General features: G+C 70.0%; 22 protein-coding genes and 2 pseudogenes. 9 read left to right on the top strand and 15 right to left on the bottom strand.

Annotation, left to right across the window (positions count from 1 at the left end; genetic code table 11):
- Positions 1 to 41: 41 nt before the first annotated feature.
- On the bottom strand, positions 42 to 653 hold the full coding sequence (locus tag ACZ4RZ_RS25000) for an antibiotic biosynthesis monooxygenase family protein (RefSeq protein ID WP_467747694.1): 612 nt from the start codon (positions 651 to 653) through the stop codon (positions 42 to 44).
- Between the two features lie 191 nt (positions 654 to 844).
- On the opposite strand from ACZ4RZ_RS25000, the gene ACZ4RZ_RS24995 reads away from it, so the two are divergent.
- Complete coding sequence (locus ACZ4RZ_RS24995; RefSeq protein WP_467747692.1) at positions 845 to 1,540, top strand: glycoside hydrolase family 75 protein; 696 nt, start codon at positions 845 to 847, stop codon at positions 1,538 to 1,540.
- Positions 1,541 to 1,622: 82 nt separating this feature from the next.
- Here the strand turns inward: ACZ4RZ_RS24995 and ACZ4RZ_RS24990 are convergent, their stop codons facing one another.
- Together ACZ4RZ_RS24990 and ACZ4RZ_RS24985 are read right to left on the bottom strand one after the other, a co-directional pair.
- The gene (locus ACZ4RZ_RS24990; protein WP_467747691.1) at positions 1,623 to 2,324 is read right to left on the bottom strand and encodes an SDR family oxidoreductase; all 702 of its coding nucleotides are present in this window, start codon (positions 2,322 to 2,324) and stop codon (positions 1,623 to 1,625) included.
- A gap of 584 nt (positions 2,325 to 2,908) precedes the next feature.
- Positions 2,909 to 3,775: a class I SAM-dependent methyltransferase gene (locus tag ACZ4RZ_RS24985; RefSeq protein ID WP_467747689.1), complete on the bottom strand. Its 867-nt coding sequence runs from the start codon at positions 3,773 to 3,775 to the stop codon at positions 2,909 to 2,911.
- Positions 3,776 to 3,926: 151 nt separating this feature from the next.
- On the opposite strand from ACZ4RZ_RS24985, the gene ACZ4RZ_RS24980 reads away from it, so the two are divergent.
- The gene (locus ACZ4RZ_RS24980; protein WP_467747687.1) at positions 3,927 to 4,697 is read left to right on the top strand and encodes a phytanoyl-CoA dioxygenase family protein; all 771 of its coding nucleotides are present in this window, start codon (positions 3,927 to 3,929) and stop codon (positions 4,695 to 4,697) included.
- Positions 4,698 to 4,720: 23 nt separating this feature from the next.
- Here ACZ4RZ_RS24980 and ACZ4RZ_RS24975 read toward each other — a convergent pair whose 3' ends face one another.
- Both ACZ4RZ_RS24975 and ACZ4RZ_RS24970 read right to left on the bottom strand, forming a co-directional pair.
- Complete coding sequence (locus ACZ4RZ_RS24975) at positions 4,721 to 6,430, bottom strand: glycoside hydrolase family 6 protein (RefSeq protein WP_467747685.1); 1,710 nt, start codon at positions 6,428 to 6,430, stop codon at positions 4,721 to 4,723.
- 69 nt (positions 6,431 to 6,499) lie between these two features.
- Positions 6,500 to 7,981, bottom strand: a complete 1,482-nt coding sequence (locus tag ACZ4RZ_RS24970) for a cellulase family glycosylhydrolase (protein WP_467747684.1) — start codon at positions 7,979 to 7,981, stop codon at positions 6,500 to 6,502.
- A 253-nt stretch (positions 7,982 to 8,234) separates the two neighbouring features.
- Between ACZ4RZ_RS24970 and ACZ4RZ_RS24965 the strand changes: the two genes are divergently transcribed.
- Positions 8,235 to 11,150 (top strand): glycoside hydrolase family 48 protein, encoded by a 2,916-nt coding sequence (locus ACZ4RZ_RS24965; RefSeq protein WP_467747682.1) that lies wholly within the window; start codon positions 8,235 to 8,237, stop codon positions 11,148 to 11,150.
- 494 nt (positions 11,151 to 11,644) lie between these two features.
- On the opposite strand, the pseudogene ACZ4RZ_RS24960 reads toward ACZ4RZ_RS24965, so the two are convergent.
- Positions 11,645 to 11,986: pseudogene (locus ACZ4RZ_RS24960) on the bottom strand (rhamnogalacturonan lyase family protein); the annotation flags it as partial.
- Between the two features lie 29 nt (positions 11,987 to 12,015).
- Positions 12,016 to 12,963 carry a helix-turn-helix transcriptional regulator gene (locus tag ACZ4RZ_RS24955; RefSeq protein WP_467747681.1) on the bottom strand — a complete coding sequence of 316 codons (948 nt, stop codon included), beginning with the start codon at positions 12,961 to 12,963 and terminating at the stop codon, positions 12,016 to 12,018.
- A gap of 62 nt (positions 12,964 to 13,025) precedes the next feature.
- On the opposite strand from ACZ4RZ_RS24955, the gene ACZ4RZ_RS24950 reads away from it, so the two are divergent.
- Entirely contained in the window at positions 13,026 to 13,505 is a 480-nt protein-coding gene (locus ACZ4RZ_RS24950) for a hypothetical protein (RefSeq protein WP_467747679.1), read from the top strand.
- On the top strand, positions 13,502 to 13,990 hold the full coding sequence (locus ACZ4RZ_RS24945; RefSeq protein ID WP_467747677.1) for a hypothetical protein: 489 nt from the start codon (positions 13,502 to 13,504) through the stop codon (positions 13,988 to 13,990). The genes ACZ4RZ_RS24950 and ACZ4RZ_RS24945 overlap by 4 nt, the downstream gene beginning before the upstream one ends.
- 56 nt (positions 13,991 to 14,046) lie before the next feature.
- Here ACZ4RZ_RS24945 and ACZ4RZ_RS24940 read toward each other — a convergent pair whose 3' ends face one another.
- From ACZ4RZ_RS24940 to ACZ4RZ_RS24930, 3 genes are all read right to left on the bottom strand, one after another.
- A complete protein-coding gene (locus ACZ4RZ_RS24940) occupies positions 14,047 to 14,763 on the bottom strand; it encodes a class I SAM-dependent methyltransferase (protein ID WP_467747676.1) in 717 nt (238 codons plus the stop codon).
- A 5-nt stretch (positions 14,764 to 14,768) separates the two neighbouring features.
- Positions 14,769 to 15,074: a 4a-hydroxytetrahydrobiopterin dehydratase gene (locus ACZ4RZ_RS24935; RefSeq protein WP_467747674.1), complete on the bottom strand. Its 306-nt coding sequence runs from the start codon at positions 15,072 to 15,074 to the stop codon at positions 14,769 to 14,771.
- A 272-nt stretch (positions 15,075 to 15,346) separates the two neighbouring features.
- Positions 15,347 to 16,417 carry an ADP-ribosylglycohydrolase family protein gene (locus tag ACZ4RZ_RS24930; RefSeq protein WP_467747672.1) on the bottom strand — a complete coding sequence of 357 codons (1,071 nt, stop codon included), beginning with the start codon at positions 16,415 to 16,417 and terminating at the stop codon, positions 15,347 to 15,349.
- Between the two features lie 27 nt (positions 16,418 to 16,444).
- On the opposite strand from ACZ4RZ_RS24930, the gene ACZ4RZ_RS24925 reads away from it, so the two are divergent.
- The gene (locus ACZ4RZ_RS24925; RefSeq protein ID WP_467747671.1) at positions 16,445 to 17,275 is read left to right on the top strand and encodes a helix-turn-helix domain-containing protein; all 831 of its coding nucleotides are present in this window, start codon (positions 16,445 to 16,447) and stop codon (positions 17,273 to 17,275) included.
- A 16-nt stretch (positions 17,276 to 17,291) separates the two neighbouring features.
- Here the strand turns inward: ACZ4RZ_RS24925 and ACZ4RZ_RS24920 are convergent, their stop codons facing one another.
- Entirely contained in the window at positions 17,292 to 17,708 is a 417-nt protein-coding gene (locus ACZ4RZ_RS24920) for a hypothetical protein (protein WP_467747669.1), read from the bottom strand.
- Between the two features lie 216 nt (positions 17,709 to 17,924).
- Between ACZ4RZ_RS24920 and ACZ4RZ_RS24915 the strand changes: the two genes are divergently transcribed.
- From ACZ4RZ_RS24915 to ACZ4RZ_RS24905, 3 genes and pseudogenes are all read left to right on the top strand, one after another.
- The gene (locus ACZ4RZ_RS24915) at positions 17,925 to 18,788 is read left to right on the top strand and encodes a helix-turn-helix domain-containing protein (RefSeq protein WP_467747668.1); all 864 of its coding nucleotides are present in this window, start codon (positions 17,925 to 17,927) and stop codon (positions 18,786 to 18,788) included.
- A 57-nt stretch (positions 18,789 to 18,845) separates the two neighbouring features.
- Positions 18,846 to 19,661, top strand: coding sequence for an SAM-dependent methyltransferase (locus tag ACZ4RZ_RS24910; RefSeq protein WP_467747666.1), 816 nt, complete (start codon positions 18,846 to 18,848; stop codon positions 19,659 to 19,661).
- A 139-nt stretch (positions 19,662 to 19,800) separates the two neighbouring features.
- Positions 19,801 to 20,328 (top strand): annotated as a pseudogene (locus ACZ4RZ_RS24905) (nitrate reductase subunit alpha); the annotation flags it as partial.
- A gap of 19 nt (positions 20,329 to 20,347) precedes the next feature.
- Here ACZ4RZ_RS24905 and dnaK read toward each other — a convergent pair.
- The 4 genes from dnaK to ACZ4RZ_RS24885 all read right to left on the bottom strand — a co-directional run bounded on the left by dnaK (position 20,348) and on the right by ACZ4RZ_RS24885 (position 25,810).
- Positions 20,348 to 22,210 carry a molecular chaperone DnaK gene (gene dnaK, locus ACZ4RZ_RS24900; protein WP_467747664.1) on the bottom strand — a complete coding sequence of 621 codons (1,863 nt, stop codon included), beginning with the start codon at positions 22,208 to 22,210 and terminating at the stop codon, positions 20,348 to 20,350.
- Positions 22,211 to 22,356: 146 nt separating this feature from the next.
- Complete coding sequence (locus tag ACZ4RZ_RS24895; RefSeq protein WP_399078967.1) at positions 22,357 to 22,782, bottom strand: OsmC family protein; 426 nt, start codon at positions 22,780 to 22,782, stop codon at positions 22,357 to 22,359.
- 167 nt (positions 22,783 to 22,949) lie between these two features.
- A complete protein-coding gene (locus tag ACZ4RZ_RS24890; protein ID WP_467747824.1) occupies positions 22,950 to 24,686 on the bottom strand; it encodes a vWA domain-containing protein in 1,737 nt (578 codons plus the stop codon).
- Between the two features lie 62 nt (positions 24,687 to 24,748).
- Positions 24,749 to 25,810, bottom strand: coding sequence for an ATP-binding protein (locus tag ACZ4RZ_RS24885; protein WP_467747662.1), 1,062 nt, complete (start codon positions 25,808 to 25,810; stop codon positions 24,749 to 24,751).
- Between the last annotated feature and the right edge of the window lie 229 nt (positions 25,811 to 26,039).

Here is a 26,039-nt window from a genome sequence, read left to right as displayed (position 1 = left end):
GTCGAACGACTCGTCGTCGGCCGGCCCCTGCGCGGGAGGCGTCAGCCGCCCCGTACGTCCGAGAAGACGACCTCGAACTCCTCCAGTCCGGTCACGGTCACGTGCGCCTTGGCCGCGCCCTCGTGCCGGGCCGCCGACTGGGGGCCGCGGGAGGCGGCCAGGGACTCCCGGTCGATGAACACGGTGCCGACCAGACCGCGCCCACGCTCCCGGTCGATGAGCAGTGACGTCCTGGCCAGCCCTGGAAGGCTCTCGAGCTTGGGGACCACCGTCGCCCGGAAGGTGTCGGCCAGCAGATCCGCGTCCACGGGATCGAACTCCAGCCTGCTGAGCCGCAGTCCACCTCCCGCCTGCGGCTGCCGGACCGGATGGAAGACCACCGCCTCGTAGTGGTCGACCGCGAACGTCACCGCGAACGGCTCGAGGAGCGCCGCGCGCCGCTCCCGCAGCACCTCGTCGCTGTTCCGCCTGGCCTCCTCGGACTCCCACCAGCTCACCACGAAGAGTTTGCCGAGCTTCCGGTCCACGAAGATGCTGGATCCCCGATACCCCGGGCGATCCTCGAGCAGGTCCCGGCCCTGTGTGTTCAAAGACTTGATAGCCGTGTCGATCGTCGCGGGATCGCCGGTCGCGTACACAGTCCGCACGAACATGACGCCTCGCCTTCCAGAAACCGGGCGATTACCCGGAATGTTCGATATAGCCAGTCTTCTCCCGCAAGGGGATGGCCGCAATCGACTCGGAACGCCGGAGTTCACACCAGGGGCTTGACGAGGTCACGCAAAGGGGTCCACGTTGTACGGCACCCGGTAAGGAAAGTTTCCTAACAGAAGGGTCCCCCACAGTGCGCACTCGAACACTGACCCTCGCCGCGGCTTCCGGCGCCGCGCTCCTCGCCACCGCCGTACTCCCGGCCAATGCCTCCGGCACCGTCAACCCCCGTTCCGCACAGGAGGGTTCGGTCAGCGCGGCCGACCTGCTCGCCAAGGTGACGTCCTGTTCACAGATTTCGAACGGCAAGTACAAGACCGACGACGAGACGTCGGCCACCATCCCGGTCTGCGGCAAGAACGGCGCCGTGTTCTGGAAGGCCGACATGGACATCGACTGCGACGGCCAGGTCACCAGCAAGTGCAACGGCAACACCGACCCCTGGTTCCAGGACGACACAGCCTTCCATCAGTCCGACGGCAAGCCGCTGCGCGCCGACTCGCTGCCATACGTCGTGGTGCCGAGCACCAGCAGCATCTGGAAGTACACGAGCTCCGGCATCAAGGGCGGCGGCGTGGTCGCGGTCATCTACAACAACAAGGTCGAGTACGCGGTGGTCGGTGACACCGGGCCCACGAAGATCATTGGCGAGGCCTCGTATGCCACCGCGAAGGCGCTGGGCATCGACCCCAACCCGGAGACGGGTGGGGCCGACTCCGGCGTGACGTACATCCTGTTCAAGAACTCCCAGGTGTCGCCGATCGAGAGTCACAGTGCGGCGGTGTCGCTGGGTGACTCACTGGCGAAGAAGTTCCTTCAAAACAACTGAGCATTCGGCTGAGAGGTGTTGGGGAACTGCGGGCCGTTCGTGGCCGGTCGCGCAGTTCCCCGCGCCCCGTACGGGACAACCGTCAGACGGGCTGGCCAATCGGGCGTACGACCACGGTGTTCACGTCGACACCCTCCGGCTGCCCGATCGCCCAGACGATCGACTCGGCGAGCTGGTCGGCCGTGAGCAGATGGCCCGGCGGCAGACTGCCGTAGCTGTCCCAGAACGGTGTCTCCACGCGGCCGGGAGAGATCAGGGTCACGCCGACCCCGAACTCGGTGACCTGACGGCGGGTATTCTCGGCGAGGCCTGTCACGGCCCACTTCGTCGCCCCGTAGATGTTGCCGGGGCCGTGGACGTGCCCCGCTACGCTGCCGACCAGCACGATCCGGCCGTGTGTCTCCTTCAGGGCGTCGATGGAGGCCCTGATCAGCAGTGCGGGACCCAGCACATTGGTCAGCACCATCTCGGACCAGCCCGCCGGGTCCCCCTCCGCGACAGTGTCGTGCGTGGCGAAGCCTGCGTTGGCGACGACGGTGTCGAGACGGCCGAACTCCTTGACCGTCGCCTCGACCGCCGCCTGCACCTGGTCGTACTCGGCCGCGTTCCCGACGACCGTCAACAGCCCCTCGGGGCGGCCGAGTTCCTCGGCGAAGGTGTGCAGCCGCTTCTCACCCCGTCCGGTGACGGTGACCCGGTGCCCCGCGTCGAGAAGGCGTCGCGCGACCGCGGCACCGATACCGCTTCCGCCACCCGTGATGAGTGCGACGGGCGAGTCGGTCATGGCTACCCCCATACATTTCCGGTGAACGCCTGGAGTTCATCACTTGGAGCACTCTCGAAGTCAAGCCCGGGGAGCTCGACGTCCGGGTCTCAACGCGTGAGCCGACAGGGCACGTCGGGCAGACACCGGCTCCACTCGGCACGAGTCGCCCCCTCACGCCGCAGCTGCGCACGCCCGAGAGCCGTACCGACGACGTCACCGCCGTGGCCCGGGCCGTCGCGCAAGCCGGTGCCCAGGGCGACGGCGTGCTCTACACGCCGGCGCAGCACGGCGCCGCGTGTGGTCACTGCCCGATCCCGGCTCGGTGCGCGGGCTGCGCGACCTGGCCCTGGAGCGCGGGCCCGTCGCCTCGCACACCTTGTACGGCACGGAGGTTCCGGCGCCCGTCATCCGCGCGCGTCTGCTCGCCACACCCCGCGTCGTCGCCGTACGCGATCCCGCGGGGCAGCCACTGGACCGGACACCGCAGGAGACCGTCGAACAGCGGGTCCTGGCGGAGTACTTCGAGGAGCGCGGCACGCGGCGTATGCGGGCGCGCGGGTCACCGTGTACGCGCACCCGGGCGAGTGCTGAGCGGCAGCGGGCTACTCCGGCTTCACCCCGAGGTACACGGTGTGCGCCGTCAGCAGGAACACATCCGGGCGGTGGTGCACGCTCGCCTTGTCGTCCGGGTCGAGGAGCCGGTCGAGGGTGGCGACGTCGTCCGCGTCGAGGCCCTCGGCAAGGCCGTCCCGGCGGCGGGTGAGGGCGGTGACGACGAAGGCGCGGGCCTCGTCCGACAGTGGAGCGGGGAAATCGAGGAGGAAGGTGCGGGTCGCGGTGTGGCGCAGGCCCACGGCGGTCAGCAGGGCGGGCCAGTCCTCCGTCTCGGCCACCGCTCCGGGCAGCTCGGCCCGCATCCGGGTGAACCAGTCGTCGTGGACCGCGTCGATGCGGGACTGCAGACCGGGGCGGCCGATGCCGATGTCGCGCGGCAGGAAGCGCGTGGGCAGACCGCCCTCCAGGAGGGCGAGGGTGCCGCCCGGCGCGAGGCCGCGCACGAAGCCGGAGAGCGCGGCGCGCTGGTCGCCGACGTGGTGCAGTGACTTGCTGGCCCACAGCAGGTCTGCGGGGTACTCCAAGTCGCCGAGGCCGTCGGCGAGTTCGGCCTCCACCGTGCTGAAGCGGTCGGCGACGCCGAGCCGGTCCGCTCGGGCGCGGGCCCGTTCCAGGAGGGGTTCCGCGCCGTCCACGGCGACGATCCGCGCCTGCGGGAAGGTGTCCGCGAGGAGACAGGAGATCACTCCGGGGCCGCTGCCCGCGTCCACGATCAGCTCGGGATCCGGCCGCCGCTCCCGGAGCCAGGCCGCCGCCTCGGCGTACAGCGGGGTGAACAGTTCGGCCTCCTGCTCCAGCAGGGGCAGCATCTCACTGAAGTCGATCTGTGTGTGGTCGTGGTGGTGGTGTGCCATGGTTCCGAGCCTCTCGTCCGGGATGCCGACAGCGTGCGCCGCCACTCCCGGAAACGGCCAGTCGTGTTGCGCAAACAGCAAAAATGGACGAGCACAGAGCCCGCAGAAAAACCGGATGCGCCCACGCGAGCGGGTCCCCGAGCATGGCCTCATGGACGACGAGATGGTGGAGCGTTTCCTCGAGGACGGCTTCGTGAAGATCAAGGGCGCCTTCCCGCCGCGCGTCGCCGAGGACTGCGCACGGCTGCTGTGGGACGAGACGGGGTACGACCCGCACGACCCGGCAACCTGGGCCGAACCGGTGCGCTGGGTCTCCGGCATGGCCCAGGGCCCGTTCGCCGCGGCGGCCAACTCCCCAGTCCTGCACGAAGCGTTCGACCTGCTGCTGGGCGAGGACCGCTGGGAGCCGCGCTACTCGCTGGGCAGCTTTCCGCTTCGCTTCCCGCACGAGGAGGAACCGGACGACGCCGGCTGGCACATCGAGGGCAGCTATCTGCCAGAGGGCGAGAGCTGGTACTTCACGAACCTCAGGTCCAAGGGCCGTGCCCTGCTGATGCTCTTCCTCTTCAGCGAGGTGGCTCCCGGGGACGCCCCCACCCGGATCCGCGTCGGCTCGCACCTGGACGTGCCGCCGCTCCTGGAGCCGTACGGCGAAGTGGGGGTCTCGGGCCTCGACATCGCGCCGAAGCTGGTCGAGGCCTCGGCGCACCGCCCGCTCGCGTACGCCACCGGACGCCCCGGCGACGTGTACCTGTGTCACCCCTTCCTGGTGCACGCGGCGCAGCCGCACCACGGCACCCGGCCGCGCTTCATGGCGCAGCCCCCGCTGTACCCGGCGGTGCCGTACGAGCTGGACCGGCCCGACGGCGACTACTCGGCGGTGGAGTTCGCGATCCGCCGGGGGCTGGCCCGGGAGGCCTGACCCCGGCGGATCGCCTCAGGCCGCTACAGCGGCGGGTACGCGTTCGTCATGAGCTGCTGGAACTGGGCGGAGAACCAGTGCCCGGACAGCGGAGCGTTCGGCAGGGCACCCGACAGGTTGTTGCCGTTGCGGGCGTTGCCCGTGTACGTCGGGTCGCACATCCGGTCGAAGCCCTTGCCCTCGTCGTTCGGGATGGCCGAGCTGGAGCCGTCGGACTCGCCCGGGGGCTTCATCCACACATAGGCGTCGATGCCGGCCGCCGGGGCCGCCTGCGGACGCTCGCCGAGACCGGCGCCGGACTGATTGCACCAGTTGCCGATGTGGATGCGGCGGTCGTAGCGCCCGCCGTCGACGTAGGTGTCGGCGCTGGTCGTCGCGCCGGGACCGGTGGGGCGCCCGGTGCCGCCCCACCCATTCCTTGAGGTGTCGATCAGCATGCCGATACCTGAGTTGAAGCCGACCGAGACGAGTTGGTTGCGGAAGGCCTGGGCGTAGGACAGCTCGTCGACGTAGCGGTTCCAGTCGACCCACTTGGACTGGCGCACGGAGGTGCCGTTCACCGTGTCGTTGATGGTGAAGTTGTTCTCCTTCAGGGCGCTGTAGTTCGCCGTGTTGGTGATGAACCCGTGCACGTCGTCGACCGTCGCGCCCTCGCTCGTCGCGGCCTGCTTGAACAGGGTGGCCGAGGGAGCGAAGTTGTCGTCCCAGCCGAGCCAGCCGTGGTGACCGGCGTCGATGTAGTTGTAGACGTTCGGGATCGCGCCGAGCTTGGCCAGGGCGTAGCCGACGCCCTTCACGTAGTTGCCGTTGGCGAGCATGGTGTCGCACGCGGGCGTGGCGGTGGCGCGGCTGCCGGTGTTGGTGACGAGGTTGGGCAGCGAGTCGATCTCAATGGTCGTGACGATGCGGAGCGAGGCGTACTTGCTGTCCGCGAGGATCGCCGCGATCGGGTCGATGAACTGCGTCTTGTACTTGTCGATCTCCGTCGGACCGAGCTCACCGTTGGAGGCGAGGGCGGCGCAGTCCCGTCCGGGAAGGTCGTAGACGACGAGCTGGACGACCTCTTCGCCGCTGCCCTTCTGCGCGAGCGCCGCGTCGAGGTGGGCGCGCAGGCCCATGCCACCGTTCACGCCGTTGATCGCGGCGATCCGGTCGAGCCAGACACCGGTGGGCTGGTTGGAGATCCGGCTGCCCCCGGTCTCGGCCGCGGCCTTTGCCGACCACTCGGGGTTCACGTACACCTTGGCACCGGCATAGGGGTTGTCGACCTTGCCGGACGGGTCCCCGGGATCCGGCGGATCGGTGGGCCCGCCGTCGTCGACGTTGCAGGTCACCCCGTCGAGCGTGAAGGTGGTCGGCAACGCGTTGGTCCCGCTGTACGAGGCGTTGAATCCGAAGCTGACCGAACCGCCGCTCGCCAGCGAGCCGTTGTAGGTCTCGTTGGCGGCGGTGACGGCCGTGCCGCTCTGGGTGATCTTGGCGTTCCAGCCGCTGGTCACCTTCTGGTTTCCGGCGTACGACCACTTCACCGCCCAACTGCTCTTGGCGGATCCGTTGTTGGTGACGGTGACGGCGGCGGTGAAGCCGGTGTCCCACTGGTTCTGCACCTTGTAGTCGACGGTGCAGGGGACGGCGGCGGTGCCGACGTCCGTGGGGACGGCCGCGGCGGCCGTGCCCGTGCCACCGGCGATCATCAAGAGCGTTGCGAGTAACGCTGTTCTGGTACGGCTCATGAGTGCGGGTTTCCCCTCGGTTGAGGACTGTCGGTCGAGGACTGTCGGTTGCGAACTTTCGGTCGAGGACTAGCCGTTGAGGGCGCGCAGGTGGTCGCGCAGCCCGATGCCGTACGGCGTGGGAGTTCCGTCGTAGTTGGAGATCAGGGAGGGTCCGGAGGAGCAGTCCCAGGTGTTCCAGGTCCAGCCGAGGTAGGAGAGCCCCCGGTCGTCGAACCACTTCATGACGGTGTCGACGAAGGAGTGGGAGCAGGTGTTCTCGCCGATCTCCCCCGCCACGAGCGGGACTTGGGCGGCCATCGGGGCGAGCGTCGAGTTCCAGCAGCTCTCACTGGCGCAGGTGTTGAAGTTGTAGACGTGGTATGCGGCGACGAGATTGCCCGTCGGATCACTGGGCTTGTACGTCAGCCACTGGCTCAGGTCGTTGGAGTACGCGAGCCCGCCGGCCAGGATCAGGTTCTTGGCGCCGGTGCCCCGTACCGCGTCGACCAGGTCCTGCATTCCGGCGACCTCGTAGGAGATGCCGGGGCAGGTCCCACCGTCCCGCCAGCAGGTCCACGCCTGGGTCGCCGTGGAGGTCGCGCGGTCCGGGTAGGGCTCGTTGAACAGGTCGAACGCGACGGCCGGATTGTCCTTGAAGGTGCTCGCGACCGAGGCCCAGAAGGACGGGGAGTACTGGGCGTCCGGCATCGGCTTCTGGCAGCTGGCGTGTACGTCGGAGCAGCCCGAGGAGTTGCCGGTGTACTGGCCGTACGACCAGTGCAGTTCGACGAGCGGCGTCATGCCGTGCGCCTCGACCTTGGCGACCAAGTCCTTGACGGCGGCGATGTAGTTGGCGCCTGCGTACTGGGCGTCGACGTTCGACAGGCCGAGCCAGCACTCCTCGTTCAGCGGAATGCGGACCGTGTTGGCCTTCCAGTCGGCGATGGCCTTCACCGACGCGTCGTCGACCGGGCCGTCGAAGATTCCACGGCCCTGGATACACATGAACTCGCCGCCGGAGCGGTTGACGCCGAGCAGTCGGCGGGTCGCGCCGCCGGCGTCCACGAGCTTGTTCCCGGAGACGTGCAGCGCCGGTGCCGTGCCGTCCGAGGGAGGCTCGGTCGGTGTCGGTGTCGGCGTCGGCGTCGGCTCGGAATCCACGTTGCACGTGGTCCCGTTGAGCTTGAACGCCGTCGGTACGGCGTTGCTCCCCGACCACGAGGCGAGGAACCCGGCACTGACACTGGCCCCCGCACCCAACGAGCCGTTCCAGCTCTCGTTGGACGCGGTGACCGCCGCCCCGGACTGGGACCACTTGGCGTTCCAGCCCTGGTTGATCTTCTGGCCGTTCGCGAAGTCGAAGGCGAGGCTCCAACTGTTCACCGCGGCCATGTTGTTGGTGATTTTCACGGCGCCCTGGAAGCCGGTGTCCCACTGGCTGGTGACGGAGTACTCCACCGTGCACGCGGGTGTGGCTCCTGAAGCCGTGACGAGCGGCGCGATCGCGGTGCCCACCAGGGCGACCGCGGCGCCGACCACTAAAAGACTCAAACGCGGGGGGTGTCGCATGAGCGACTCCTTGCAGCTCGGGCGCGTCGTGACGGACGCGTCGACTGATGGAATCGCTCCCACTGGTGCGGATGAAGCTAGCGCCAAGTGCCGGTAAAGGACAGAGGTGTTGCACTGTTGATCAATCGAATCATTTCGACTCTTCAAGCACCTTGACCCCTCACACCCCCCTCTCCAATATGGGAGCGCTCCCACTGGTTCAAGGCTTGTTGCTCCTCCCCCCATTCTCCGAGCCGCAAGGAGGAACCAGCACATGCACCCCAGAAGGAGACGCCGCACCGCGCGGCGGTTGTGGACCGCTGTCGTGGCGGCCCTCGCGCTCCCCCTCGCGACACTGGCGACCGGTACAACTCCCGCACAGGCGGCCACGGTTCAGTGCAGCGTCGACTACAAGACCAATGACTGGGGCACCGGCTTCACCGCGGATCTGACGATCACCAACCGCGGTACGGACGCCATCAACGGCTGGACACTGACGTACGGCTACACGGGCAACCAGACCCTCACCAACGGCTGGAACGGCACCTGGACCCAGTCCGGCAGGACGGTCACCGCGCAGAACGCCTCCTGGAACGGGACGATCGCCGCCGGGGCCGCCGTCTCCACCGGCGCGCAATTCACGTACAGCGGCACCAACACCGCACCCGCCTCCTTCGCGATCAACGGTTCGACCTGCACGGGCGCGCACCAGCCGCCGGTCACCGTACTGACGAGCCCGACCGCGGGCGCCGTCTATAGCCAGGGCGACGCGATCCCGCTGGCCGCCACCGCCGCGGCGGCCGACAGCGCGACCATCAGCAAGGTCGAGTTCTACGACGACACGACGCTACTGGGCACGGACACCAGCTCCCCCTACACGCTGTCGGCCTCTGGGTTGGCCGTGGGCAGTCATTCGTTGGTCGCCAAGGCGTACGACAGTCTCGGCGCGTCGGCGGATTCCACTCCGGTCGGCATCACGGTCGCCTCGGGTCCCGCCGTGGTGGCCTCGCCGACCCAACTCGGGGTCCCGCAGGGCAAGTCAGGCACCTTCGACGTGAAGCTGTCGACGCAGCCGAGCGCGAACGTGACCGTGTCCACCGCTCGCACGGACGGCAACACCGGCCTGTCCGTCACCGGCGGCTCCTCGCTCACCTTCACCCCGTCCAACTGGAACACGGCCCAGACCGTGACCATCACCGCCGACGCCTCCGGCACGGGATCCGCGACCTTCACGGCCTCCGCGACCGGGCACACCAAGGCCACAGTCAACGTGACGGAACTGGCCGCATCGAAGGCGTACGACGCCCGTTTCCTGGACCTGTACGGCAAGATCACCAACCCGGCGAACGGCTATTTCTCCCCCGAGGGCATCCCTTACCACTCGGTGGAGACACTGATCGTCGAGGCGCCGGACCAGGGTCATGAGACGACGTCGGAGGCGTACAGCTATCTGATCTGGCTGCAGGCCATGTACGGGAAGGTCACCGGCGACTGGTCCAAGTTCAACGCCGCGTGGACGACCATGGAGACGTACATGATCCCCACGCACGCCGACCAGCCGACGAACTCCTACTACAACGCCGCGAAGCCGGCGACCTACGCACCCGAGCTGGACACCCCCAACGAGTACCCGGCCAAGCTCGACACCGGTGTCTCGGTCGGCTCGGACCCGATCGCGGGCGAGCTGAAGAGCGCGTACGGCACGGACGACGTCTACGGCATGCACTGGCTGCAGGACGTCGACAACGTCTACGGCTACGGCGACGAGCCCGGCAAGTGCGAGGCCGGACCGACCGCGACCGGCCCTTCGTACATCAACACCTTCCAGCGCGGCGCGCAGGAGTCGGTGTGGGAGACGGTGCCGCAGCCGACCTGTGACGCCTTCAAATACGGTGGCACGAACGGGTACTTGGACCTCTTCACCGGAGACTCCTCGTACGCCAAGCAGTGGAAGTACACCGACGCTCCCGACGCCGACGCGCGTGCGGTGCAGGCCGCGTACTGGGCCGATGTCTGGGCCAAGGTGCAGGGCAAGGGAAGCGATGTGTCGGCGACGGTCGGCAAGGCCGCGAAGATGGGCGACTATCTGCGCTACGCCATGTACGACAAGTACTTCAAGAAAATCGGCAACTGCGTCGGTCCGTCGACCTGCGCGGCCGGCACCGGCAAGGACGCCTCTCACTACCTTCTGTCCTGGTACTACGCATGGGGCGGAGCCACCGACACCAGCGCGGGCTGGGCCTGGCGCATCGGCTCCAGCCACACCCACGGGGGATACCAGAACCCCCTGGCGGCGTACGCGCTCAGCAACAACGCCGATCTGAAGCCCAAGTCGGCGACAGGCCAGGCGGACTGGGCCAAGTCGCTCGACCGACAGCTGGAGTTCTACCGCTGGCTCCAGTCGAACGAGGGCGCCATCGCCGGAGGCGCGACCAACAGCGGGGCGGGCCGTTACGCGACGCCGCCCACCGGGACGCCGACCTTCTACGGCATGTACTACGACCAGCAGCCGGTGTACCACGACCCGCCGTCCAACCAGTGGTTCGGCTTCCAGGCGTGGTCCATGGAGCGGGTCGCCGAGTACTACCAGCAGACGGGGAACGCGAGCGCGAAGGCGATCCTCGACAAGTGGGTGTCCTGGGCGCTGTCCAAGACGACCATCAACCCGGACGGCACCTACCAGATCCCCTCCACCCTCCAGTGGTCCGGTGCCCCGGACACCTGGAATGCCTCAAATCCCGGCGCCAACAGCGGACTTCACGTCACCGTCGCCGACTACACCAACGACGTGGGCGTGGCGGCCGCGTACGCCAAGACCCTGTCGTACTACGCCGCGAAGTCCGGCGACACCCAGGCGAGGACGACGGCGAAGGCGCTGCTCGACGGCATGTGGAGCAACTACCAGGACAGCCTGGGCATCGCCGTCCCGGAGACCCGCGCCGACTACAACCGCTTCGACGACGGCGTGTACGTGCCGAGCGGCTGGAGCGGCAAGATGCCGAACGGCGACACGATCAACTCCTCCTCGACCTTCACCTCGCTCCGGTCCTTCTACAAGAACGACCCGGCCTGGTCGAAGATCGAGAGCTATCTGTCAGGCGGGGCCGCGCCCTCCTTCACGTACCACCGGTTCTGGGCCCAGGCGGACATCGCCCTCGCCATGGGCTCGTACGCGGAGCTCCTCGAATAGTCCCCGCCGGGTCCTGTCGCCGAACTGGCGGCGTCCGCCCGAAGGGCGGGCCGGGCGGCGTCTGGTGCGTGCGATCGCAAGGCGCCGGAATGTCCTCGTAGCGGAGCTACCAGGGCCTTCCGGCAACGCGGCGAGCGTGCGTGCCAGGCATCGCCCGGCAGGCGGTAGTTCGGCGACAGGACCCGAGCTCCGCGTACCAGGCCCTGTCGCCTTCGTGCGGCAGGGCTCGGGCCGGGCGGTCCTCACCCGCACTGAGGGCCGCCCGGCCGTCGCGCCTTTCTCTTCATGAGAGGACCCCCACGGTGCGAAGAACCCGCATCCTCACGGCCGTGCTCGCGCTCGCGGCCGGCTTACTGGCCGGCACCCCGCCCGCTGTGGCCGCGAGCACCCCCAGGCAACAACCCTCGCCGCGGACACGTACACCTGTCCCTGAAGGTCGGCAGCGACGCCACGTAATACCAGGTCGCCGCCCAGCTCATGGGCAGCGGCCAACACTGGGTGCAGTGCGCGCCCGAGCGGATGTTCCGGCCGAGGTCGATGCGCCAGAGCCGGGTGCCGTCGAGCTTGATGCCGTCGGTGATCGTTTCGCCGGTGCAGCCGGACTGGGAGTTGTCCTTGGCGTTCGTCGGCTGCCACTTGAGGACGAAGTCGAGCTGACCGTCGCCGTCGAGGTCGCCGACGGACGTGTCATTGGCCTCGTAGGTGTACGCGACTCCGTCGGGCGTCGTGCCTCCGGCGGACGGGGTGATCGGCACGTCCTTGTAGCCCGTACGGAGCTGGATCGCGTGCACCGAGTCGGCCTGCTCGACGCCGTTCACGATCGCGCGGACCGTGAAGGGAGTTGCCACCCTTTGGTAAGCGCTCTCTACCCCGCGTACGTGCGCGCCAGCGCGGTCACCGTCTGCGCGATCCGCTCCCGCAGCTCTGCCGGTTCGAGCACTTCGATGTCCGTACCGAGGCGGAGGAAGTCATGGTGGGCGTGGTCCACGGACTCGATGGGGACGGTCGCACGTGTCCAACCATCGTTGTCCGTACGGCCGTTGACCTCCACGGCGTGCGCCATTCGGCCGCTCAGTCGAGTTCCCGGTGCGAGTCGGACGACCGCCTCCGCTCGGTGCAGCCGATCGAGGAAGTCCCTCTGGTACGCCGACCAGTACGCGGCGAGATCGAAGTCCCCGGGACGGGCGAACTCCTCCTCAGCCGGGGCGATTTCGAGGATCTGGTCGACGCGGAACGTACGCGGCCCCGGACCCGCGACGACGTACCAGCGGCCCGCCTTCAGGACGAGGCCGTACGGCTCCAGGCGGCGCTCCACGTCGGTGGGTTCGCGCCAGCGGCGGTAGCGGATGCGCAGGACACGGCTGTTCCAGACGGCGTAGGCGACGGTGGGGAGGTGCGGGGTCTCGTCGGCGTCCGTGTACCAGCCGGGCGCGTCCAGGTGGAAGCGGCCGCTGATCCGGTCGGCGTGCGCGCGCAGCTCGCGCGGGAGGGCGGCGCGCACCTTCAACTGGGCTGCGGCGAGGACCGAGCCGAGGCCGAGCTCGGCGGCGGGTCCGGGGACGCCCGCGAGGAAGAGGGCCTCGGCCTCGTCGGTGGTGAGGCCGGTGAGGCGGGTGCGGTAGCCATCGAGGAGCTGGTAGCCGCCCGCGTGGCCGGCGTCCCCGTACAGCGGGACGCCGGCCGTGCTCAGCGCCTCGACATCCCGGTAGATGGTGCGTACCGAGACGTCGAGCTCCTCGGCGAGCTGGGCGGCGGTCATCCGGCCGCGGGTCTGCAGGAGCAGGAGGATCGAGACGAGCCGCGCTGATTTCACCGCTCCAGAATCCCAGACTTCACTGACAGAAGGTGTCAGGGAAGCGGGCCTAGCTTCCTCGCATGGCCTTCTTGGAAAAACTGCTGACCGTGCCGCCGCCCATCGAGGTGGCCGGGCGGCGGATCAAGCGCTACCACGTCACCGCCGATCCGGCGGGCATCGCGCCCGAGGTGGAGCAGGCGGCCTACGCGATGCTCCCGAAGCTGCTCCCGGAGCCGGACGGCACCCCGCCCGCGACCTTCGTCGTCCTGCACCGGGGCGGCGACGACGGCGCGTACCTCAACGCGTACAGCTGGGTGTGGGACAACGTCCTGCACTTCCGGGGCGCTTCGGCGGGCCAGCCGGTGCTCGGGTGCCCGGACCGGGACCCGACGCATTTCATCACGCCCGACCTGCCGTGGATCGGCTGCGTCTGGGAACTGCCGCCGATCCTGCACGAACGCGACGCCTGGGTGCGGCACATGCTCGCGCCCGATGTCCCCGACCTCGACGCCTACCTCGCGGACGCGCTTCCCGAGGGCACGACGGGAGACCGCTCATGAGCGGCGCTCACGACAGCACCAGCACTGCGCAAGACTTCGACTTCTTCCACGGCGAGTGGGACGTCCTCCACCGGCGCCGTACCGACTTCCTCGACGCCGACAGCGACTGGGAGGAGTTCCCGGCCACCAACCGCTGCTGGAGTCTGTTCGACGGGGCCGCGAACGTCGACGAGATGGACGTGCCGAGTCAGGGCTGGAAGGGGCTCACCCTGCGGCTATTCGACACCGCCGCGCGGGAGTGGTCCCTGAACTGGTCCTCCAGCCGCAGCGGCAAGCTGTTCCCGCCGGTGATCGGTCGATTCACGGATGGCCGGGGCGAGTTCTACGGGGACGACACGCACGACGGGAAGGACGTGCGGGTGCGGTTCCTGTGGTCGGGGATCTCGGCGACCACGGCGCGCTGGGAGCAGGCGTTCTCCGTGGACGGGGAGAGGACATGGTTGACCAACTGGGTCATGGAGTTCACGCGGCGGGGAGCCGCTTGAGCACGGACGCCCTCGGGAACTCCGCGGCGTGAGGGCCCGGCCGACCACCGGCCGGGTCAGGTCTTCCTGAACGCCCGCAGCGTGAACACGGGGTCCGGGCGCGGTGAGCCCGGGGCCGGGAGCGCCTCTATGTGCTCGGCGAGCGTGGTGCCGCCGGCCGCGTAGATCTCGCCGTCCCGGACGTAGCGGGCCAGGCGGCGCGGAATCCGTCCCTGGCCGTGGCCCCGGAACCGGGCCGTACCGCTCGGGAGCAGGCCGTGCTCGGCGGCGTACGCCGTGACGAGTTCGGCCTCGTCCGCGGCTCGCTCCTTGCGGTAGGGCGCGGCGAGTGCGTCGATGTCGCTGCCCACCTGGTGGGCGGCGGCCTTGTCGACGGTGGTGACGAGAACGCCGCCGGGGCGCAGGACGCGCGCGGCCTCGGCGACGACGGGCGCCGCGTCGTCCAGCAGATGCAGCAGCCAGACGACGGAGACGGCGTCGAACGAGCCCTCCGCGAAGGGGAGATGACGGGAATCGGCGAGGACTACGGCACCCGGGAGGCGCGCGGCCGCCATCCGCGCCATGCCGTGCGCGGCGTCCGCGCCCGTCACCCTCAGCCCCGGCCGTCCGGAGGCGAGGCGGCGCGTCACGATCCCGGTGCCGCACGCGACGTCGAGCAGGCGGCGCGCGCCCTCGGCGACGAGGCCGAGCACGGCGTCGGCGGCCGCGGCGGCCCGGGGCTCGCCGCCCCGCGTCGCGTCGTACTCGTCCGCTTCCCTGTCGTAGTCCAGCATGTGGATCAGTGTGCCCCGTGTCCCCGGGCGAGGTCCTCCACCCTGCGGGCGAGAGCGAAGTCGAGTTCGGTGATGGCGCCGCCGACGCTGTGCGTGTTCACGGTGAGGGAGACGGTGTTGTAGCCGAGCGTGAGGTCGGAGTGGTGGTTCAGCACCTCCTGCACCTGGGCGATGTGCACGACCATCGCGGTCGCCGCGAAGTGTGAGCCGAGCCGGTAGGAACGGGCGAGTCGGTCGCCGTCCACCGACCAGCCCGGCAGCTCCGCCAGCCGCTCCTCGATCTCCTTCTGCGACAACGGTTCGACGGCCATGACCTCGCTCCTTTCGTCCGACGGGGGTGTGGGTGAGGCTGTGCCTCAGCGTGCCACAGTCCCTCGCGGTCGGCTGGATCGCCGTGAGGTTCTCGCCCCCTCCGCCCCTGCCCATTCCCGTACCTGGGGGCTGCCGCCCCCAGACCCCCGCCAAAAGATCGCGCAGTTCCCCGCTCCCCTGATAGGGGAGCGGGGAACTGCGCGAACGGGGTCTGGGGCGGAGCCCCAGGGACGGGACGGGCAGGGGCTGAGGGGGCGAAACAAACCCCGCCTCACCGACGTACGCACTCCGTCGCGAAGTCGTCCGCGAGGGCGGCGATCTGCGCGCGCCCCTCGATCCGCTCCAGCCACCCCTGCGGGAGGCTGTGGTCGCCGTACCGGGCGCCCAGGAGGTTGCCGCAGATGGACCCAGTGGAGTCGCTGTCGCCGGAATGGTTGACGGAGAGGAGGAGGGCGTCAGTGACCTTGTCACCGGCGAGGGCGGAGTAGACGCCGATGGCCAGGGCCTCCTCGGCGATCCAGCCGGCGCCGAGGGACTCGACCTGCTCGGCACTCGGAGCGCCGAGAGCCGCCAGCTCGAGGGCGCGGTTCAGGGCGGCCGTGGTCTCCTCGTGCCCGGGATGGCGGGCGAGCAGCCGCAGCGTGCGCAGGACGGCACCCTCCAGGGAGTCCCCCGCGACCAGATGGCCGACGATCGCGGCCAGCGCCCCGGCGGCGTAGTACCCCGTGGGGTGACCATGGGTGATCTGGGCGCACCGCGCGGCCAGCTCGAATGCGTGCCGGACCGGGGTGCGCACCATGAGCCCGAACGGCGCCGAGCGCATCACCGTGCCGCACCCCTTGGACTCCGGATTGACGGGCCCGGGCGGACCGAGCTCGCCCCACGGGTCGGGGACGTGGTGCTGCGCGAGCCCGGACAGGCACGCGTTGCCGGGGGCGCGGCGCGCGTACAGCCAGGCCTGCGCGGCGAGCCCGCCGGTCGCCGTCGCGTCGGGTTCGGTCTTGTGCTGCGTCTCCAGCCACCGTTCGTACGCCTGCCGGACCAGCGCGGTCGACGCACCGCCGATCCCCTTGAGCCGGGCCCGCGCGTGGGCCTGCTGGAGTCCTTCCACGGTGAAGAGCGTCATCTGTGTGTCGTCGCTGACCCGGCCCACGACGCCGTCGCCGTCGGGTACGAGCCCGGTCACGCCCGTGGGCCCGTACGCGGCGCGGATCCGCTCCAGCGAGGCGAACTCGATGGCATAGCCGAGGGCGTCCCCGACCGCCCCGCCCAGCAGACAGCCCCGCACCCGCGCCCGGTAGACCGCCTCGGCCTCCCAGGACAGATTCCCCGACTCGTTCACGCACAACTCCTCGACTACGGTCCTTGTATGACCATTGTCCCGTCCGGAGCCGCGGCGCCCCCAACTGCCCCCATCGACAAGGGCATCGGCCCGCTCCTGCGCGGCTGGCGCGAGCAGCGGCGGGTGAGCCAGCTGGAGCTGGCGCTGCGGGCGGGTTCCTCGGCCCGGCACATCAGCTTCATCGAGACGGGCCGCTCCCGCCCCAGCGAGGAGATGGTGCTGCGGCTCGCCGAGCATCTCGACATCCCCGTCCGGGACCGCAACGCGCTCCTGCTCGCGGCCGGCTATGCGCCGCACTACCCGGAGACCCCGCTCGACGACCCGTCGATGGACGCCCTGCGCGAGGGCATGGAGCGGCTGATCCAGGGCTATGAGCCGTATCCGGCGCTGGTGGTCGACGCCACGTACAACGTGCTCGCCGCGAACCGGGGCATCGTCATGCTCCTGGAGGGCGTACCGGAGTCCCTGCTCACGCCTCCGCTGAACGCCATGCGTCTCACCCTCCACCCGGAGGGTCTGGCGCCGCGCATCCGCAACCTGCGCGCCTGGCGCGACCATCTGCTCGCCCAGATGGACCGCCAGATCGCACTGCGCCGCTCGCAGCCGCTGCGCGCCCTGTACGAGGAGGTGGCGGCGTACCCGGTCCCGGACCCGGCGGAGGAAGACGAACCGATCGATTCCGTCCCCTACTTCGCACTCCCGATGCAGATCGAGCACGAAGGCCGGGTCCTGTCGTTCATCTCGTCCATCTCGACCTTCAACACGCCGATGGACGTGACGGTCGCCGAGCTGGCCATCGAGACGTTTCTCCCGGCGGACCCGGCGACGGCCAAGTACCTCCAGTCACAGATCTCCTGACAGACGGTCAACATCCTTACTGGTTGCCGGCCCTCAGCGCTGTGTACTGGAGCGTGGCAAACCCCGCCACGGTCAGCGCCTGCAGCGGTACCCACACCGCGCCCGCGGTGCTCGGTGACAGCCACAGCGCCAGGGCGACGAAACTGAGCACGGTCCAGGCGAGGTTGGTCTCGATGACGGTCCGCACGGCCCATGCCCGCGGCTCCCGCCGTGAGGCGAGCAGACCGACTCCGGTGGCGTACACCGCGAGGACAAGACCGAGTTCGAGCAGCAGCCAGGAACCGACTCCGAGCAGCCGCCCGAGCGGCCCGGAGGCGGCGAGGTAGGCGACCGCGTTGGCGCCGGTGACCACGGCGTCCAGCACCAGGAAGCGGCGCAGCGCGGTGCGCGCTCCGGTGGTACGGCCCGGCACGGCGAACTGGGTTGCGGACATGGCGGATCACCTTCCGTCGAGGTCGGATTCCAGCAGATGGGAGACCTGGGCCCCGGGCCGGAGTGCGCCGGCCCGGGATCCAGCACGACCACCATGCCGGGCGGGTGGGGCGAGCGTCGATTACGTCCGGGGTAATGGCGGCTCGGCGGAACCTGTGAGGGTTCTGGGGGGACATGTCACACTGCTCGGGTACTTCGGCGCGTGGGGAGGCGTGGCGTGAGTGAGCGGCGGGCTGCGCCCACCGTGGGGCAGGTGGTGCTGGGGCGGCGGTTGCAGGAGTTGCGGGAGGCCGCGGGGCTCAAGCGGGAGGAGGCGGCCCGTGTGCTGCGGGTCGCCCCGGCGACCGTGCGGCGGATGGAGATGGCCGAGGTCGCCCTCAAGATCCCTTACGTACAGGTGCTGTTGACGACGTACGGCGTGGCCGACGACGAGCTGGGCGCCTTCGTCGCGCTGGCCGAGGAGGCGAACCAGCCGGGGTGGTGGCAGCGGTTTCACGATGTGCTGCCGGACTGGTTCAGCATGCACGTCAGCCTGGAGGGCGCCGCCCGGATGATCCGCTCGTACGAGCCGCACTTCGTCCCCGGGCTGCTGCAGACCGAGGACTACGCGCGGGCCGTACTGGAGGCCGGGACGGTCGGGCAGACGGGTCCAGAGGCCATCGAGCGGCATGTGGCGCTGCGCATGAACCGGCAGCAGCTGCTCACCCGGGAGAACCCGCCGCACCTCTGGGTGATCATGGACGAGACGGCGCTGCTCCGGCCCGTGAGCATCCACGCCTCCGTCATGCGCGACCAGATCGACCGGCTCCTCCAGGCGATCCAGAGCGATCGCATCACGCTCCAGGTCGCCGAGTACGCGAGCGGCCCGCACCCGGGCACGTACACGTCCTTCGCGCTGTTCCGCTTCGCGGAGCCGGAGCTGCCGGACATGGTCTACAGCGAGTACGTGACCGGTGCCCTCTACCTCGACTCGCGCGCCGAGGTGGCCACGCACCTGGAGGTCCTCGACCACATGTCCGCCCACGCGGCCTCCGCCCAGCGCACCAAGAAGATCCTCCAGGAGTTCCGCGAGAACTTCTGAGATGCCACCCGGACGAGACGCCATCCGAACCCATTGAGCACCTCGAGGAGCATCCGTATGACCGGCAGTGAATCCGCGCCCACCCGTATCGACACCAGTCGGCCCCATCCCGCCCGCGTCTACGACTGGTGGCTGGGCGGCAAGGACAACTACCCGGTGGACGAGGAGCTGGCCCGCAAGATCCTCGCCGCGGACGGCACCGCGGTGCGCGGGGCGCGCGCCAACCGCCGGTTCATGCACCGGGCGACCCGCTCCGCCGCCCGGGCCGGGATACGCCAGTTCCTGGACATCGGCACGGGCATCCCCACCCAGCCCAACCTGCACCAGGTGGCCCAGCAGGTCGCGCCGGCGTCCAAGGTCGTGTACGCGGACAACGACCCGATCGTCCTGCGGCACGCGGAGGCCCTGCTGCACGGCTCCGCCGAGGGCACCACCGACTATGTGCACGCCGACGTCCGCGACCCGGAGACGATCCTGCGCCTGGCCGGCGAGTTCCTGGACCTCGCACAGCCGGTCGCGCTGTCGCTGGTCGCGCTCACCCACTACCTGGGCGACGCGGCCGACGGCGACGACGTGTACGGCCTGCTCAAGGGGTACGTCGAGGTGCTCGCCCCCGGCAGCTGGCTGGTGCTGTCCCAGGTCACCTCCGACATCAGCCCCGAGGGCGTCGAAAAGGCCGCGGGGCTCTTCCGCCAGAGCGGCACGCCCTTCTTCCCGCGCTCGCGCGCCGAGTTCTCGCGGTTCTTCGACGGCCTGGAGCTCCAGGAGCCCGGCGTGGTCGCGGTCTCCGAGTGGCAGCCGGAGCCGGAGGACGTGGCGGCACAGGAGGAGGGCCTCGTCCCGGTGTATGCGGGGGTCGCGATCAAGGCCTGACGCGTATGGGCAGGCCCTGACCCGTACGCGCAGGCCCTGCCCCGCACGCGCACGTTCTGACCCGAACGGGTGCCGTGAACAGGTGCGCTCCCGCACTCGCCTCTGGCTTCGAAACCACGGGGCGGGTGAGGGACCGCATGTGACCGCCACGCGGATACCGCCCACGGAACCGGGCGCCACGCTGCTGCGCGCCGGGAGGTTCTTCCGGCCCGGCACGGCCGCACCCGACCTGCACAGCGTCCGGCTGACCGGAGGCCGCGAGGCGGACTCCTTCTACCGGGACCGCTGGAGCCGCGACAAGGTCGTGAACTCCACGCACGGCGTGAACTGCACCGGCTCCTGCCGTTGGAAGGTGTACGTCAAGGACGGCATCATCACCTGGGAGACCCAGGAGAGGGACTGTCCGTCGGTGGGCCCGGACCGCCCCGAGTACGAGCCGCGCGGCTGCCCTCGGGGCGCCGCCTTCTCCTGGTACACCTACTCGCCGACCCGCGTGCGCTACCCGTACGTCCGGGGCGTCCTGCTGGACATGTACCGGGAGGCGAAAGGCCGACTGCGGGACCCCGTTCTGGCCTGGGCGGACATCCAGGCCGACCCCGAGCGCCGCCACCGCTACCAGCGGGCTCGCGGCAAGGGCGGCCTGGTGCGGGCCACCTGGCACGGCGCGGCTGGGAGAAGACGGACGTCTAGGCAGCGCCGCCCTTCTCCCTGTCCTCGTCCACGATCTCGGCGTCCACCACGCCCTCCTCCTCGGCCGGGGCGTGCTCGGTGGCCGGCTCGTCCTGGGGTGTCTGCTGGGCCTGCGCATACATCGCCTGGCCCATCTTCTGGCTGACGGTGGCCAGCTTCTCGATGCCGGTCCGCAGGTCGGCCGTGTCGCCGGCGGAGTCCTCCAGGAGCCGCTTCAGGTCGGCGGCCGCCGCCTGGACCTCCGTCTTGGTGTCGGACGGGATGCGCTCGTCGTTGTCGCGGATGAACTTCTCCGTCTGGTAGACGAGTTGCTCGCCCTGGTTGCGGGTCTCCGCGGCCTCGCGGCGCTTGCGGTCCTCCTCGGCATACTGCTCGGCCTCGCGCATCATCCGGTCGATGTCGTCCTTGGGGAGCGCGGAGCCGCCGGTGACGGTCATCTTCTGTTCGCGCCCGGTGGCGAGGTCCTTCGCCGAGACATGCATGATCCCGTTGGCGTCGATGTCGAAGGCGACCTCGATCTGCGGCACCCCGCGTGGCGCGGGCGGCAGCCCGGTGAGGTCGAAGACGCCGAGCTTCTTGTTGTACGCGGCGATCTCGCGCTCGCCCTGGTAGACCTGGATGCCGACCGACGGCTGGTTGTCCGCGGCCGTGGTGAAGATCTCCGAACGCCGGGTGGGGATCGTGGTGTTGCGCTCGATGAGCTTGGTCATGATGCCGCCCTTGGTCTCGATGCCGAGGGACAGCGGGGTGACGTCGAGGAGAAGGACGTCCTTGACGTCGCCGCGGATGACACCGGCCTGAAGGGCCGCTCCGACCGCCACGACCTCGTCCGGGTTGACGCCCTTGTGCGGGTCCTTGCCGGTGAGTTCCTTCACGAGGTCGGTCACGGCGGGCATGCGGGTGGACCCGCCGACCAGGATGACGTGGTCGACCGCGGACAGCTTGACGCCCGCGTCCTTGACCGCCTGGTGGAAGGGGGTCTTGCAGCGGTCGAGCAGGTCGGCGGTCAGCTCCTGGAACTGGGCGCGTGTCAGCTTCTCGTCGAGGTGCAGCGGGCCTTCGGCGGTGGCGGTGATGTAGGGCAGGTTGATGGTCGTCTCGGAGGAGCTGGACAGCTCGATCTTGGCCTTCTCGGCGCCCTCGCGCAGCCGCTGCAACGCCATCTTGTCGTGGCCGAGGTCGATGCCGTACGACGCCTTGAAGCGCTGGGCGAGGTGCTCGACGATCCGCTGGTCCCAGTCGTCGCCGCCGAGCCGGGTGTCGCCGTTGGTGGCCTTGACCTCGATGACTCCGTCACCGATCTCCAGGAGCGAGACGTCGAAGGTGCCGCCGCCCAGGTCGAAGACGAGGACGGTCTGCTCCTCGCCGCGGTCGAGTCCGTAGGCGAGGGCGGCGGCCGTCGGCTCGTTGATGATCCGCAGGACTTTGAGGCCCGCGATCTCGCCGGCCTCCTTGGTGGCCTGGCGCTGCGCGTCGTCGAAGTAGGCGGGAACGGTGATCACGGCGTCCGTGACGTCCTCGCCGAGGTAGGCCTCCGCGTCCCGCTTCAGCTTCTGCAGCACGCGCGCGGACAGCTCCTGCGCGCGGTAGCGGGTGCCGTCGATGTCACCCTGGTCCGGGAAACGCCAGCTCGCGTCGCCCATGTGGCGCTTCACGGAACGCGCGGTGCGCTCCACGTTGGTCACCGCCTGCCGCTTGGCGACCTCGCCGACGAGCACTTCGCTGTTCTTGGCGAAGGCCACCACGGAGGGCGTGGTGCGCGCACCCTCGGCGTTGGCGACGACGGTGGGGTCGCCGCCCTCCAGGACGGCCACCACCGAGTTCGTCGTACCGAGGTCGATTCCGACCGCACGTGCCATGTCCGTCCCCTTCCGCCAGGGCTCTGCCCGATCTCCAGCACAAAACTTGAGCGCCTGGTTGTCAATGGGGCGAGTGACCCGGACGGGCCCGACACGACGGCGCCGCGGCCCTTCGCGGGGCCACGGCGCCGTACCGCTTGGGGGCGTCAGGCCAGCTTGGCCGACAGCGTGATCGTCGTGCCGGTCAGCGCCTGGCTGACCGGGCAGTTCTTCTTGGCGTCCTCGGCCGCCGCGACGAAGCCGTCGTTGTCGAGGCCCGGCACCGAACCCTCGACGGTGAGGTGGATGCCTGTGATGCCCTCGCCGGGCTGGAAGGTGACGTCGGCGTTGGTGACGAGCTTGGTGGGCGGGGTGCCGGCGCCCGCGAGGGCATGCGACAGCGCCATGGAGAAGCAGCTGGAGTGGGCGGCGGCGATCAGCTCCTCGGGGCTGGTCTTGCCGTTCGCGTCCTGGGCCCGCGACGCCCACGTCACCGGCTGCTGGCCGATGCCGGAGGAGTCGAAGGTGACGACGCCGCTGCCCTCGAGCAGGTTGCCTTCCCACACGGTGTGTGCGGTGCGCGTGGTTGCCACGATGAATCCCTTCGATGAGATCCCGTTTTCGGGGTCCGTACCCACCATCCGATCACACCTGCGCCCGGCGCACCCGGAAGACAGGTCACCGCACCCGGGACGCGTCACCGCACCGGCGAGACGCGGCGTCACACCTGCGGGACGGGTCACCGCACCCGCGAGACGGATCACCGCACCCGGAAGACCGGTCCACGCGCGGTGAACGGGAGCCGCCCGTTCTGCGGAAGCAGGTACGCGTGCTCGCGCCGCACCCGCAGCACGTCGCAGTAACCGTCCGTGATCACCAGGACGGGCGCGCCCGGCGGGAAGTCGTCGGCGCGGTGCAGCAGGTCGATGCCGGGCTGCAGCACCGTGCCGCCGCGCCCGTGCACCCGGACTCGTCCGGCGATCTCGGTGACCGGCAGGTAGCCCGCGTCGTGCGGGGCGGCGTCGCAGAAGACGACCCGGGCCGCCGGTACGTCGCGGGCCTCGGCGTACGAGGCGATGGCGCCCAGCGCCTTGCCGAGGAGGGTGCGGTCCATGGAGCCGGAGGTGTCCAGGACGACGCCGAAGGTGCAGCGGGCGATCTCCTCGGGCGGGAAGCAGCGGCCCGCGCGCGGGATGTCGGGGGTCGCCGCCTGGCGACGCGCCGGACGCGCGTACGTCCGCAGGGGCTCGGGGCGGGGCACGAACTCATCGAACCAGCGGGCGAGTTGGGCGTCCCACGGCAGCGGCGGGTGTCTGAGCGCGCGAATCTCCTCCACCAACCCGCCCGGCAGGTAGCCGCGCCCCTGCTGCTGGTGCAGGTCGAGACCGTGACCGAGGCCACGGCGGTAGAACTCGTCGAGGTCGACGTAGTCGTGCGGTGAACCGAGCGGGCCGCCGAGGATGTCGCCCACGCCCTTGCCGCGCAGCGTGGCCAGTCGGCGCATCCGGCGCAGGTCGCCGGCGATCCGGTCGTACACCTCCTCTGCCGACAGGTCCTTCAACTCCGGGTCGTACAACAGGCCTTCGGGCATCGTGCCGACCTGCATCTCGCACAGCCAGCCGTTGATGACGTAGTCGGCGGCGACGTTGAAGAGATACGGATCGCGGGTGCCGCAGCGGTCGCCGTGGCGCAGGGCGGCGTGCAGCATCTCGTGGGCGAGGACGAACCGCCACTCCTCGTCGCCGAACTGGCGGAGGGGATTGATGTAGATCTCCGCCGCCTCCGCGTCGACGGCCGCGACGGAAATGCCATGGGCACGGGCGAGTTCGGCGTCGGCCACGAGCGTGATGCCGGCCGCGATGCCGCCCAGGAGGGGGTAGGAGGAGATGAACCAGCTCAGCGCCTTCTCCCAGGGCTGCAGCCGGATGGGTCCGCCGCGCATGGACGCGCGGCGGCCGCCCGCCATATCCATCGCGGTGGCCATGGTGCGGGTCAGCGCGTGCGCGAAGGCGATCTGCCAGTCGGGCGGGGTGCCGCCGATCCAGGTGTTCCAGGGCACCAGGACCTGGTCCGGCTCGGGGCCCGCCGTACCGCAGCGGTCGTACGCGGGCGGGATGCCGTCGCGGCGCCAGCGCGCGGCGAGCTGCTCCTCGTCGCCGTCGGGGTACGACGCCGGCAGGTCCTCGGGGGTCTGCCCGATCGGGAAGCCGAGCAGGAAGCGGTTGACCACGACGCAGCGGGCGGCGGCGGCGAAGCAGTCGGGCTGCTCGCGCTCGCCGGTCGCGGCCGGTACGTGGCCGAAGCCCAGATGGATGATGGCGTGCGCGATGGCCCAGGCCCAGGCCGCGGGTTCGGCCCGGCGGGTGGGGTGCACGTGCAGGGTTCCGTCGGAGTCGACCCGCACGAGACCGTCCCGGGGCGCCATGACGCACTCCTCCTGACGGCACGTACTGAACCCGATGGCGGCGAGCGCGCGGTTGGCCCGCACCAGCCTCATCCCTTCCGCGAACGCCTCGGCGGCCGGATCCGGCTTCGGGGCGTCCGGCTTGCGGGGCCGGCTCACTGCCGGGCCTCCACGAGACGCGGCATGTCCCGGGCAGCCTCGACCAGGAACCACGCCGGCAGTACGGGATTGCCCTCGGCGTCCGAGGCGATGACGCTCTGGGCGACCTCGACGGAGATCTCGGCGAGCTGGACGAGCAGGGACTTGGCGCGGTACGCGGTCTGCCGGGCGTTCGCCGAGAGGTGCTCCTTGCTGGCGGGCAGCTCCTTGACGAGACGGCCGCGGAAGGACTCGGCGAGGTAGTAGAGCAGGTCGCGGTCCTCCAGCCGGTTCGGCCAGCGGGCGTCGCCCTTGATGATGGCCTCGATGCCGAACTGGCTGCGCACGATCTTGACGTAGCCGCAGAAGGCGACCGCGTGCGCCGGCGTCAGCGTGCCGTGCGCGATCACCTTGAGTGTCGGCTCGTCGAGAGTCGGCCCGAAGGAGCGCAGCGCGTCCGAGAGCATGTGCCAGGAGCGGGGCGTGGAGAAGGGTTCCTCGGTCTTCGGCGGCTTGGACCACAGGTGGTCGGGGCGGTCGGTGAGGTGGTCCAGGACCCACGGGTGGATGTCGTTGACGGCGGCCCAGGCGAGCCAGTCCTTCGGGGACGCCTCGAGGTGGACGTGGGTGAGGCGGTTGACCAGCGCCGAGGCGATCGGGCGCGCCAGCGCGTTGTCCGTCGCGCGGTTGCCCGCGCCGATCACGATGGAGCCCTTCGGCAGCTCGTAGTTGCCGATGCGGCGGTCCAGGATCAGCGAGTAGAAGGCCTTCTGCACATCGGGCGTCGCCGCGTTCAGCTCGTCCAGGAACAGGCAGTAGGGCTCGTCGCGGGCGATCGCCTCCGGCGGGCAGAAGACGGAGCGGCCGTCGCGGATCTGCGGGACGCCGATGAGGTCCTCGGGGGCGAGCTGGGTACCGAGCAGGCTCACGCACTCAAGACCCAGCGACTCGGCGAACTCCCGTACCAGAGAGGACTTTCCGATGCCGGGGGCGCCCCATATGAAGACCGGCCGCACGGTCGCGAGACCGAGCAGCAGCTCCGGGATCCGGGCGGGAGTGACGGTGACGGCTGCCTGCACGCAGCGGCTCCTTGAGGGTGTTCGAGCGGGGCCCGCAGGTGCGCGGTGTCCGATACGAACAGTGTGGGCACCGCCGTCCGGTCCCCGCAGCCCATTTTCCGGCGTGCGGGACTCCCCTCGTACCACCGGAGCGGCTGTCCCCCAGCGACCGGTGGGGCGCCGTGCCATTCCCGGGGCGCGGCCGCGATGGCCGGTATGCGCGCTGGGCAAACCCCCGCGCCGGTGACAT

The sequence above is a fragment of the Streptomyces sp. NPDC027189 genome, assembly GCF_055566975.1.
Note: the sequence above shows the minus strand (reverse complement) of the source record. Positions and strands in the feature narration are given on the sequence as shown.